This window comes from Planococcus koreensis (genome assembly GCF_004761975.1).
Taxonomy (GTDB): Bacteria; Bacillota; Bacilli; order Bacillales_A; family Planococcaceae; genus Planococcus; species Planococcus koreensis.
In genome coordinates, this window is record NZ_RQII01000020.1 from 38,123 (window position 1) to 49,413 (window position 11,291).

At 47.6% G+C, this 11,291-nt stretch carries 11 protein-coding genes; 3 read left to right on the forward strand and 8 right to left on the reverse strand.

Going from position 1 to position 11,291, the window contains the following annotated elements; genetic code table 11:
• Positions 1-128 precede the first annotated feature (128 nt).
• The 4 genes from EGV91_RS04985 to EGV91_RS05000 all read right to left on the reverse strand — a co-directional run bounded on the left by EGV91_RS04985 (position 129) and on the right by EGV91_RS05000 (position 5,364).
• The gene (locus EGV91_RS04985) at positions 129-2,336 is read right to left on the reverse strand and encodes a peptidoglycan D,D-transpeptidase FtsI family protein (protein ID WP_135501277.1); all 2,208 of its coding nucleotides are present in this window, start codon (positions 2,334-2,336) and stop codon (positions 129-131) included.
• 112 nt (positions 2,337-2,448) lie between these two features.
• A complete protein-coding gene (locus EGV91_RS04990) occupies positions 2,449-3,057 on the reverse strand; it encodes a superoxide dismutase (protein WP_135501279.1) in 609 nt (202 codons plus the stop codon).
• Positions 3,058-3,168: 111 nt separating this feature from the next.
• A complete protein-coding gene (locus EGV91_RS04995; protein WP_135501281.1) occupies positions 3,169-3,648 on the reverse strand; it encodes a DUF456 domain-containing protein in 480 nt (159 codons plus the stop codon).
• A gap of 84 nt (positions 3,649-3,732) precedes the next feature.
• Positions 3,733-5,364 carry a Na/Pi cotransporter family protein gene (locus EGV91_RS05000; protein ID WP_135501283.1) on the reverse strand — a complete coding sequence of 544 codons (1,632 nt, stop codon included), beginning with the start codon at positions 5,362-5,364 and terminating at the stop codon, positions 3,733-3,735.
• 201 nt (positions 5,365-5,565) lie between these two features.
• Here EGV91_RS05000 and EGV91_RS05005 point away from each other — a divergent pair, with 201 nt between their 5' ends.
• The 3 genes from EGV91_RS05005 (at position 5,566) to EGV91_RS05015 (ending at position 7,911) form a co-directional block, all read left to right on the forward strand.
• A complete protein-coding gene (locus EGV91_RS05005; protein WP_241666106.1) occupies positions 5,566-6,051 on the forward strand; it encodes a DUF1189 family protein in 486 nt (161 codons plus the stop codon).
• Positions 6,052-6,186: 135 nt separating this feature from the next.
• The gene (gene ispG / locus EGV91_RS05010) at positions 6,187-7,308 is read left to right on the forward strand and encodes a flavodoxin-dependent (E)-4-hydroxy-3-methylbut-2-enyl-diphosphate synthase (RefSeq protein ID WP_135501287.1); all 1,122 of its coding nucleotides are present in this window, start codon (positions 6,187-6,189) and stop codon (positions 7,306-7,308) included.
• Between the two features lie 12 nt (positions 7,309-7,320).
• Positions 7,321-7,911 (forward strand): hypothetical protein, encoded by a 591-nt coding sequence (locus tag EGV91_RS05015; RefSeq protein ID WP_135501289.1) that lies wholly within the window; start codon positions 7,321-7,323, stop codon positions 7,909-7,911.
• A gap of 340 nt (positions 7,912-8,251) precedes the next feature.
• Here the strand turns inward: EGV91_RS05015 and EGV91_RS05020 are convergent, their stop codons facing one another.
• From EGV91_RS05020 to EGV91_RS05035, 4 genes are all read right to left on the reverse strand, one after another.
• Positions 8,252-8,662 (reverse strand): Fur family transcriptional regulator, encoded by a 411-nt coding sequence (locus tag EGV91_RS05020; RefSeq protein WP_135501291.1) that lies wholly within the window; start codon positions 8,660-8,662, stop codon positions 8,252-8,254.
• Complete coding sequence (locus EGV91_RS05025; protein WP_135501297.1) at positions 8,659-9,513, reverse strand: metal ABC transporter permease; 855 nt, start codon at positions 9,511-9,513, stop codon at positions 8,659-8,661. Before EGV91_RS05025 ends, EGV91_RS05020 begins: the two co-directional genes overlap by 4 nt.
• Before the next feature lie 2 nt (positions 9,514-9,515).
• Complete coding sequence (locus EGV91_RS05030) at positions 9,516-10,280, reverse strand: metal ABC transporter ATP-binding protein (RefSeq protein WP_135501293.1); 765 nt, start codon at positions 10,278-10,280, stop codon at positions 9,516-9,518.
• A gap of 111 nt (positions 10,281-10,391) precedes the next feature.
• A complete protein-coding gene (locus EGV91_RS05035; protein WP_135501299.1) occupies positions 10,392-11,285 on the reverse strand; it encodes a deoxyribonuclease IV in 894 nt (297 codons plus the stop codon).
• Positions 11,286-11,291 lie beyond the last annotated feature (6 nt).

The window sequence follows — 11,291 nt, forward strand, 5'->3', positions numbered from 1 at the left end:
AAGTTTATGTTTGCTTTACAATGCTTACTATAAACCCTTAATGTTGAGTAGATATAAAGGCAATGTTAAGAAATTGTAAACGCAAAAAAGCGCAGGCAGCATGGGATTTCCATGCGCCTGCGCTTTTCTTATTCGGCTATCGCTTCGTCTTCTTCGCCTTCTTCAACCACTTTCTTTGAATAAGGTTCTTTAATAACTGAAGTCGATTCTGAGGATTCTTTGTTTTTCATTTCGAAATATTTGTCAACCGCTTCGCGTGCAATCTTATGCGTTACCGTTGGCACTTGGCTCGGATTGGTGGTGATATAAGGGATCATCACAGCATAAGCGATTTCCGGATTGTCGTAAGGTGCAAAACCAACGTGTGCCGTATTGACGGAATCCTTTGTATAGAAAGGGCTTTCCTTATCATCGTAATACTTAATCTGAGCGGTACCAGTCTTCCCTGCACCTTCATACGGAGCATCGTTGAAGAACGAACGAGCCGAACCGGAGTTGCCGGAATACACGAGGCGCATCCCTTTTTTCACTTGGTCGATTTCTTCCTGAGTATTATTGATGCGGTTCAGCACCGTCGGCTCGATGACCGTTTCAATTGGGCCGAGCGATTGGCCATCATCCGAAGGCTGGCGGATTTCCTTGACGACATGCGGTTTCATGCGGTAACCGTCATTGGCAATCGTGGAAATATATTGTGCCAGCTGCATCGGCGTATACGTATCGTATTGGCCGATTGCCAAATCCAGGAACGTACCCGGCTGCACTTTCGTATAATCACCAGCAAATCCAGTGCCTTCGTTCGGCAAATCGATGCCGGTTTGGACGCCGAGCCCGAATTGCGCAAATGAATTGCGCATTGTTTCCCAATATTCCGGTTTGACGCTGAATCCGCGATTGTATTCATACGTATTGCCGGATAAAGCTAGGGCGATTTTAAACATATAAACGTTTGAGGAACGCTCGATTGCCTGCAAATCGCTCAGGGGAATCCGATTGAACATCGTCCGGTTAAAGATGGAACCTTTCATCGTTGCACCAGGGAATTGCAAGGGTTCATCAATCATCACTTGGTTCAACTCCACGGCATCTTCGTGGTAGCCCGTCAGCAGGGTAGCACCTTTAACGACAGATCCGCTTGGATAAGCTGCCGTAATGGCACCGAATGAATAATCCTGGACAATTTGTTTACCATTATCATCTTTTCCGAGCTGCTTGCCGACCATCGAAATGACTTCGCCAGTCCTCGGGTCCATCATAACAACATAAGCGTCTTTCACCAGCTGCGAGTTCGGTCCAGCCTTCAGTTCGAGCAGATACTTTTCGACAATATCTTCCACAGCGCTTTGCATTTCGGAATCGATCGTCAAGACAAGGTCTTTGCCTGGCTTGCCCTCATCAACAGGAACGGTCTCAACAACGCGCCCTTTGCCATCGGTAATGTTTTTGACGATGGATTTCTGCCCTTGCAATTCTTCTTCATAGAATTGTTCGAGGAAACTCACGCCGACGCGGTCATTGCGCGAGTAATCACGCGCCAAGTAATAATCCAGCCGGTTTGCTGGAATCCCTTGTTCCGGTGTAGTGGTACTGCCAAGAATCGTCAAGTCGCTTGTTTTGACACGCTTCCAGTCAGTAACCGTATTGACGCCTTTTAATTTCGGGTCTGTCAACCGCTCGGAAACGCGTGCAAATTCAGCGTCAGTCACGTCTTCATTTTTGATGATTTGTGGAGCCAACGCATAACCTGACGTCATTTCACGGAAAATCGCCAAGGTTTCCAATTGCTCCGCTGTTAGGCTATCCAGTTCTTTATCAGTGATTTTTTCTCGCACGAGCGCATCGATTTTCTGGTTTTTCTCTTTTTCTATAATGTCTTCAGCTGCAATTGCCGCTCTTTCTTCATCGGTCACTTTTGCTGCTGCTTTTTCACCGTTCAGCATTATGTAAAAATCCTGTTTATCACGCAACGTGACCCGTTTAGGATCTTTTTCAATCAGCTTCGCAAGTTCCGTGGCCACTTCAAGCATTTCTTCCCTCTTCGTTGTCTGCATCGCTGTATACGTGATTGCGTTCACGGGATTGTTATCCACTTGGACTCGGCCTTCACTATCAAAAATACGGCCGCGCGGAACACTGGTATTGACCGGGACTTCTTCTGTCCGCGCCAACGCCCGAGTGTAATCCTCGCCTTTGACGATCTGCAAGTAACCCAATCTTAAAATCAACACAGAAAATAGCAGGAATATGGAGAAAAAGAGGACATTCATCCGAAAGACGGTATGTGATTTCAGTTTTGCTTTCGCAAGCGAAACACGTCTTTTCTGGGGGGTATTCATTTTTTGCGCACTCCTTCCGCCAAAATATGCACTTGTTAGTATATCATCGAACATAGAAAAACACACACTTTTTCTGACGAAAAAGTGTGTGTAAAGTTTCAATTATTTACAATTATTTTGCTGCTTCGAAACGTTTAGAAACTTCATCCCAGTTTACTACGTTCCAGAAAGCCGCCAAGTAATCAGGACGGCGGTTTTGGTATTTCAAGTAGTAAGCGTGTTCCCACACGTCTACTCCAAGAACCGGTGTTTTGCCTTCCATTACCGGTGAATCCTGGTTTGGAGTCGATACAACTTCCAATTCGCCGTTAGAAACGATCAGCCAAGCCCAGCCTGAACCGAAACGTGTTTTGCCAGCAGCTTCGAATTTTTCTTTGAATGCATCAAAGCTGCCGAATTTAGCGTCGATTGCTTCAGCAAGTGCACCTGTTGGAGTTCCGCCGCCGTTAGGAGACAATAACTGCCAGAAAAGTGAGTGGTTCGCATGTCCGCCGCCGTTATTGCGTACTGCTGTGCGGATTGACTCAGGTACTGCATCCAGATCAGCGATCAATTCCTCAACTGATTTAGAAGCCAAGTCATCGTGCCCTTCCAATGCAGCGTTTACGTTTGTGATATAAGTATTGTGGTGTTTCGTGTGGTGAATGTTCATCGTCTCTTTGTCGATATGTGGTTCAAGTGCGTCATACGCGTAAGGTAATTCCGGTAATTCATAAGCCATGATTAAATTCCTCCTTGAGTCTAATTGTCTACCTTTACAGGTTATCAAAGTTTCCGGACCGTTACAATCAAAATGCATGAGCTGTCCGTTTAATCAGACTTTTGGCCGACTTCAGATGACGAAGAAGAACAACGCAACCATGACCATCTGGATGATGCCTTTCGTGAATACCGAAGTGATGAACCCTACTACCGAACCGACACCCGATTTGACCGCCTGCTTAGGCGTTGAACGGTTTACAGCCAGTTCCGCAAGAATGGCGCCGAGGAAAGGGCCAATTAAAATGCCTGCGATCGGGATGACGAACGGACCGATGAGGAGCCCCAGCGTACTGCCCCATAACCCTGCTTTTGAACCGCCGAACTTTTTGACGCCGAAAGCATTGGCGAGCATATCAGCGCCGAACAGCAAGATGACGAATAGCGACTGGATCAGCCAGAACCACCAAGGCAGTTCGCTGAAATCGAAAAACAGCCCATAAATAAGAAAACCTCCGAATATGAATAAAACTGCCGGGATGATCGGATAAACTAGCCCGATAAATCCGATGGCGAAAAACAGCAGCACAAGCACCCACCCGATTATTTCCATGTCACTCCTCCTATTAAATAGAAAACTCCCTTTCATCGTGCCCCACATTTTAAAAAATGTAAAGCGATGAAAGGGAGTGTTTCATTATGCGCGGTTGCCTAAGATGGCTTCTGCGATATTCACTGAATGGTCGCCGATGCGCTCAAGGTTGCTGACGATGTCGACAAAGACGATTCCGGCTTGCGCTGAACATTGTCCTTCAGTCAAACGCAAAATGTGCTTTTTACGGAATTTGCGTTCCATTTTGTCGATTAAGTCTTCTTGCTCTGCTACTTCGCGTGCCAATTCATGATTCGTTGTGTCTAATGCATCAAGTGATTTTTGCACAGTAGCAATCGTCAACGTGAACATTTCCGTCAGGTCTTCCAAAGCATCTTCTGAAAGGATGACACGGTTGTTTTCCTGGTAGTCGATCAATTCGATGATGTTCTCGAAATGATCGCCGATCCGTTCAATGTCGCGCACTGTTTCCATCAACACTGTGTGGCGGGTTGAATCGCCAGCTGACAATGATTCTGCAGAAATCAACACAAGGTAATCTGTGATTTTGCTGTCCAGGTTATTGATTGCATCTTCCAATTGATAACCCATTTCAGCATTTTTCTTGCTCTTTGTTTTCAAATAAGCATACGATTCTTCCAAGCCTTGGACTGCGTATTGGCCCATGCGGAGGATTTCCTCTTTAGCTTGGCCAAGTGCGATTGAAGGAGAAGCTTCGATAAAGTTCGGATCTAAATGTTTCGGTTTGAACTCGATCAGCACTTCTTCACCCGGAATCACTTTTGTGACCAAGTATGCCCATGCACCGATCAATGGGAACTGGATAATCGTGTTTGCAACGTTGAATGAACCGTGGGCGAATGCGATCTGCATCTTCGGTTCAAGCGCTAACACGCCCGAAATCCATTGGACATAAGCAGTGAAAGGAATGATGAGAATCATGAAAATGATCGTGCCCACTATATTAAATAAAACGTGGACTGCGGCTGCACGGCGCGCAGCGATAGACGTCCCTAGAGCAGCCAAAACAGCTGTAATGGTCGTTCCAATATTGTCTCCGAACAAGACCGGCAATGATGCCTGCAAGTTCAAGATGTCTTCGGCGTATAGACCCTGCAGAATGGCTACAGTCGCACTTGAACTTTGAACAATAACGGTAAAAATAGTACCAACTAGAACGCCTAGTATTGGCATTTCACTGAGATTAATGGTCATATCAATAAACGCTTGGGACTCGCGCAAAGGTTTCATGCCATCACTCATCAGCTCTAGACCATAGAATAGGCCTCCGAAACCGAAAATAACTTGGCCGATATTTTGGATTTGATTCTTTTTAAAGAAGAAAATCATTGCAGCACCAATTGCCATAATCGGCAACGCGTAGGCACCAACATCAAGGCCGATAATGAACGCTGTAACGGTCGTCCCGATATTCGCCCCCATAATAACGCCTATTGCTTGTCTTAGCGTCATAAATCCGGCGCTTACAAGACCGACGACGATGACGGTAGTTCCTGAACTCGATTGAATCAGAACTGTAACGACAATCCCGACCAAAACGCCCATGAAAGGATTGGTTGTAAATCGGTCTAGAATTCCACGAAGCTTATCGCCCGCAGCTTTCTGCAATGCATCCCCCATGTATTTAATGGAGAATAGAAAGATCCCTAGCCCTCCGAAGAAGATAAAGAGCATTTCCTGCCAATTTGTTTCCACTTAAACATTCAACTCCTGTATTTGCGATTTCACACCTAGTCTATTATGAGGAGTTCACTATTGAATTGTAAACACCTTTATTTAAAATTTACATTCCCGTAACAAAGCGGAAAAATATTCTCGTTCTGCCGTGGTACGATAAAGGTATATATAGAAAGGGCGATGTTCGTGAATATTTTTCAATTATTCAAGGCTAGTTTAATGGAACCTAAAAAACAGGCAGCCGTCCGTATTATGACAATCGGCCGCATTCTCCGCTTTGTATTTACCGTCATTGCCGTCATGACACTCATTTCGTTTATCGGATTGGCATCCGGCTTGAGCGATACAGCGAGCAATGTAGAAGGATTGCTGGAGTTTGTGGAAGAAATCGAATGGCTTCTTTACCCGTTCGCTTTCATCTTCTTGTTTGTGTCAACGACCATTTATCATTTTGTGAAAATCAGCCTTTTCGCCTTCGTAGGCTTGTCGTTTCTTTCTATAAGAAAGCGCCGCGGCGAATACCGCCATTTGTGGCGGACGGCAGCTTTGGCTGTCACGGTTCCGACATTTATTTCATTCGGTTTAAGCTTCTTGGATGCCGGCTTCTGGATTTCCGGGCTGACAAGCTTGTTGACGATCGCTTATCTTTACTTGGCGGTGGGCTATTATCCGAAGCTCCCTCCTGCTAAAAACACAGGTGTGTAACCGTCTTTCTTGTCTTTTATAGGAATAGACTGCTAAAATGGCTATAGGTAATGGAACAAATTAGGGACGCTTCGAGTAGCAGAAATGCGGGCTGGCGCTAATTTACCGGCCTCCCAAAAAAGGAGAGAATTTTAGATGAGTGAAATTATTCACCGTACAAAAACACGCCCCGTTAAAGTCGGAGACCTGACAATCGGTGGCAGCAATGAATTATTCATTCAAAGTATGGCAACAACCAAAACCCACGACGTCGAAGCGACAGTCGCTGAAATCCTGCGTTTGGAAGAAGCGGGATGCCAGGTTGTCCGCGTCGCTTGCCCGGATGAGCGTGCAGCTTATTCAATCGGTGCAATCAAAGCACGCATCAACATCCCGCTTGTTGTTGACATCCATTTTGACTATAAATTGGCGTTGATCGCAATCGAACAAGGCGCCGACAAAATCCGCATCAACCCGGGCAACATCGGCCGCCGTGAAAAAGTGGAAGCGGTCGTCAATGCATGTAAAGCAAAAGGCATCCCGATCCGAATCGGCGTCAATGCCGGTTCATTGGAGCGTAAAATCCTTGAAAAATATGGCTACCCAACGGCTGACGGCATGGTCGAAAGTGCGTTGCACCATATCAAAATCCTTGAAGACCTGGACTTCCATGACATCATCGTGTCAATGAAAGCTTCAGATGTCAGTCTGGCAATCGAAGCTTACGAAAAAGCATCAAAAGCGTTCGATTATCCCCTTCACCTCGGAATCACGGAATCCGGCACATTGTACTCAGGAACAATCAAAAGTGCTGCTGGCCTTGGCGCCTTGCTGGCAAAAGGCATCGGCAACACGCTCCGCATTTCTTTGAGCGCCGATCCGGTTGAAGAAGTGAAAGTGGCGCGCGAATTGCTGAAAGTGTTCGGCTTGTCATCAAACGCTGCAACATTGATTTCATGCCCGACTTGCGGCCGCATCGAAATCGATTTGATCACGATCGCCAACGAAGTCGAAGAATACATCTCTCACATCAAAGCGCCGATCAAAGTGGCTGTTCTCGGCTGCGCGGTCAACGGACCGGGTGAAGCACGCGAAGCGGATATCGGCATTGCCGGTGCACGCGGCGAAGGCTTGCTGTTCATGAAAGGCAAAACCGTCCGCAAAGTGCCGGAGGAAACAATGGTCGAGGAATTGAAAGTGGAGATCGACAAAATCGCACAGGAATATTTCGACAAGCAGGCTGCTGAAAAAGAAGCCGCTGGAAAATTGGAAGTATAAGGTTGTGAAGCAATGAGATACCGTTTCGGCATTGATATCGACGGCACTGTAACGTGCCCGACATCGCTGATCCCGCACATCAATGAAGCGTTCAACAGCGAGTTGACGCTCGACGACATCAAGCAATACGATTTGACTGCAGCACTTCCCCACCTCCCGAGAGGCGAATTCTACGATTGGTTCCGCGGAGCCGAATCGACGATCTACGCTGCCTCTCCAGTGTCGGAAAACGCAAAGTCGATTTTGGACAGCTGGAAAGACCGCTACGAGTTGTATTACATCTCAGCGCGCGGCGAGAACGTCAAAGACATCACAGTCGACTGGTTCGCACAGCATGCGATCCATTACGACCACATCGAATTGATCGGTTCGCACAATAAAATCGCAACGGCGAAAAAGCATGCTGTCGACTTATTCTTTGAAGACAAGCACGACAATGCTGTCGAGATCTCCGAAGAGCTCGACATCCCGGTGATTTTATTCGACACTCCCTATAACCGGGAGCCGATTCCGAAAAACGTCATCCGTGTCTATAACTGGCTGGAAGCTCAGCAATGGGTGGAGAAAGAATTCGCCATCGAAGGTAGTTTGCAGACGAAATAAAGATTAAATGCCATCAGTTTGAGCGCTGATGGCATTTTTGCGTCTATATTGATCGATATGATAGGTTTATGTGCGTTCAGAATGTTCTATGCGCGCTCAGCGCGATTTATGCGCGTTCAGAAATTTTTATGAGCGTTCAGCGAGATTTACGCACGTTCAGAAATTTTTACGTGCGTTCAGCGAGATTTATGCGCGTTCAAAAAGTTTTACGCGCGTTCAGCGAGATTTACGCACGTTCAGAACTTTTTACGCGCCTTCAGTGAAAATTCTCAATCACATCACAGCACACAAAAGCCGGCTCATCCGTTGAGCCGGCTTTCCCCATGTTTTATTGAAATAATTATTTGCACGCTGGACATTTGCCGTAGATTTCGAATTTATGGTTGGCGATTTCGTATGCCGGCAATGCCGCGCCGACCATTTCCATCGGACAGACGGGAATTTCTTTGATCTTGCCGCAGTCCATGCAGATAAAATGGTGGTGATGATGGTCGCTTTCGCATTGCATGCGGAAATGGCGTTCGCCGGACAATTCCGTTTCCTCGAGAATCCCTAAGCCGACGAATGTCGCCAAATTGCGGTAGACGGTGTCGAAGCTCATGCTCGGGTAATCTTTCTGCATGACGTCGAGCAGGTCGCGCGCCGTCAAGTAGCGGTCGTCCTGCGAGAAGAGTTCCAATATCTGCGTGCGTTTAGATGTTTCCTTGTAGCCGTTCTGTTTTAAGATGTCCCATGCTTTATCGATGTTCATGCGACTGCCCCCTTTTTCATTGACACTGAAAGCTTTTTGAAACCGATGACAAACAGCAGCAACATGATGGATGTAACGACGATTGTACCGCCGGGTGCCAGGTCGAAGTAAAATGCCGTGACAAGGCCGGCGATGACCGAAATTTCACCGAAGACGATCGACAGGATGATCGTCCCTTTAAAGCTTTTCGACAAGCGCATTGCCGTTGCAACCGGGATTGTCATCAGCGACGACACCAAGAGGATGCCGACGATGCGCATGGAGCCCGCAATGACGAGCGCCGTGACGATCATGAAGAGGAAATGGATCCACTTCGCTGGCAGTCCCGAAGCTTTCGCGTATTCATCGTCAAATGACAAAACGAATAATTCCTTGAAGAAAATGCTGATAAACAAAAAGACGATGACGGCGATCCCTGCGACAATGCCGAGGTCTTCACGGCTGACAGCCGAGACGGAACCGAATAGGTAGCCGAACAAATCGCTGGAGAAGCCTTCAGCGAGCGAGATGAAAATCGCGCCGAAGCCGATGCCCGCTGATAGGATGATCGGAATCGCCAATTCTTCGTAATGCTTGTAGAGGCTCCGCAAGCGTTCGATCAGCACCGAACCGAATACGGAAGCCGCAATTCCGAGGAATAAAGGATTCAACAGCGCAAACGCTGCAACGCTCTGGCTCAAGTACAAGCTGCCAGCGATGCCGGCAAGCGTCACATGGCTGAGGGCATCGGCAATGAGCGACAGCCGGCGCACGACGATAAAGACGCCGAGCAGCGGCGCAATGACGCCGATGATCAAACCGGCGGCAAAGGCGTTCTGCAGGAATTCATAGGAAAATATAGCGTCGATCATGGTCAATGGGCACCTCCGGCGTGATGGATTTTCCGCACGGAATGGCCGTACCACGCTTTGCGCTTTTCATCGCTCATCGTATCCAGCTGATCTTTATAGCCATGGAAATGGATGGTCTGGTTCAAGCACGCGACATGGGTGATCTTATCGGTCACGGTGTCGACGTCATGCGTCACCAACACGAGCGTGATGTTTTTATCGCGGTTCAGCGATGCAAGCATATTGTAGAACGACTGGACGTTCTGATGGTCGATGCCCACTGTCGGTTCATCGAGAATCAGCACTTTCGGTTTGGCGACGAGCGCACGCGCAATAAAAATCCGCTGCTGCTGTCCGCCTGAAAGTTCGCTGATGCTGCGGTGGATGAAGGCGTCCATGCCGACCGCTTCCAGCGCTTCTTTCACTTGTACCTTGTAATTTTTCGGCATCCGGTGGAACAAGCCGGACTTTTTCGCCAATCCGCCAGCTACCACTTCTTCAACGGTTGCCGGGAATCCGGAGTTGAACGAATTGGATTTTTGCGACACGTAGCCGATCCATTCACGGTGCTTGAAGTTTTTCGAGTCTGTCCCGAACAATTCGATTTTCCCTTTTGTCGGTTTGATCAAGCCCAGCATGATTTTCAATAAAGTCGATTTTCCGGAACCGTTCGGGCCGAGAATCGCCAGAAAATCCCCTTCTTCCACTTTCAATGAAATATTCTCCAACGCTTTTGTTTGTTCGTATTCAAAACTGATGTCTTGAATGTTGATTAATGGCGCGTTCATAACACTGCCTCTTTTCCAATTCATAATGATTACGATTTACATCATTAGAAAAGTATAAAACAAGCACAGACACTTGTAAACCAATAAAACTCATAAAAAAAAGCCCACTCTTTACAGAGGGGCTTTCAGTTCTTCGATGACGCCCGGCGTGAAAACGCCGTTTTTGAACATTTCGATTTCAAACGCATAAGGCGCTTTCTTGTTTTTCGCATCGATGCCGACGTACGGCGTTTCCAGGATCTTCGGCACGTGCATCAATTGCTTATGATGGACGATGCCGTGCAGCGCCTGGAAGCCGATTTCGCCGAAGCCGATGTTTTCATGGCGGTCTTTGGCTGCTCCGCGGACGTTTTTGCTGTCGTTGATGTGCAGCACTTGCAAACGGTCGATGCCAACAATGCGGTCGAATTCCGCAAGCACGCTGTCAAAGTTTTCATTGATGGCGTAGCCTGCATCATGCGTGTGGCATGTGTCAAAGCAAACCGACAAGCGTTCGTTATGGGTCACGCCATTGATGATCGCTGCCAGCTCTTCAAAGCTGCGGCCGATTTCCGTACCTTTTCCAGCCATTGTTTCAAGTGCGATGTTCACCGGAAAATCCTGTGACAGGACTTCGTTCAAGCCTTCGATGATTTTCGCAGTGCCCGCTTCAACGCCAGCGCCGACATGGGCACCGGGATGAAGCACGATTTGCTTGGCGCCGAGAGCTGCCGTGCGTTCGATTTCTTTTTGGAGAAATTCCACGCCCAGCTCAAAAGTTTCCGGTTTCACGGTATTGGCGATATTGATGATGTACGGTGCGTGGACGACGATGTTCGACAAATTATGCTGTGCCATATGCGCCTGCCCCGCTTCAATATTCAACTCTTCAATAGGCTTGCGGCGCGTGTTTTGCGGTGCGCCGGTGTAGACCATGAAAGTCGTTGCTCCGTATGAAAGGGCTTCTTCGCTTGCACCAAGCAGCATTTTTTTCCCGCTCATTGATACGTGTGATCCCAATAACATGAAAAA

Coding starts and splice junctions, on each gene's coding strand:
- EGV91_RS04985 (WP_135501277.1), bottom strand. CDS start 2,336: ATGAATACCCCCCAGAAAAGACGTGTTTCGCTTGCGAAAGCAAAACTG.
- EGV91_RS04990 (WP_135501279.1), bottom strand. CDS start 3,057: ATGGCTTATGAATTACCGGAATTACCTTACGCGTATGACGCACTTGAA.
- EGV91_RS04995 (WP_135501281.1), bottom strand. CDS start 3,648: ATGGAAATAATCGGGTGGGTGCTTGTGCTGCTGTTTTTCGCCATCGGA.
- EGV91_RS05005 (WP_241666106.1), top strand. CDS start 5,566: ATGGAACCTAAAAAACAGGCAGCCGTCCGTATTATGACAATCGGCCGC.
- ispG (WP_135501287.1), top strand. CDS start 6,187: ATGAGTGAAATTATTCACCGTACAAAAACACGCCCCGTTAAAGTCGGA.
- EGV91_RS05015 (WP_135501289.1), top strand. CDS start 7,321: ATGAGATACCGTTTCGGCATTGATATCGACGGCACTGTAACGTGCCCG.
- EGV91_RS05020 (WP_135501291.1), bottom strand. CDS start 8,662: ATGAACATCGATAAAGCATGGGACATCTTAAAACAGAACGGCTACAAG.
- EGV91_RS05025 (WP_135501297.1), bottom strand. CDS start 9,513: ATGATCGACGCTATATTTTCCTATGAATTCCTGCAGAACGCCTTTGCC.
- EGV91_RS05030 (WP_135501293.1), bottom strand. CDS start 10,280: ATGAACGCGCCATTAATCAACATTCAAGACATCAGTTTTGAATACGAA.
- EGV91_RS05035 (WP_135501299.1), bottom strand. CDS start 11,285: ATGTTATTGGGATCACACGTATCAATGAGCGGGAAAAAAATGCTGCTT.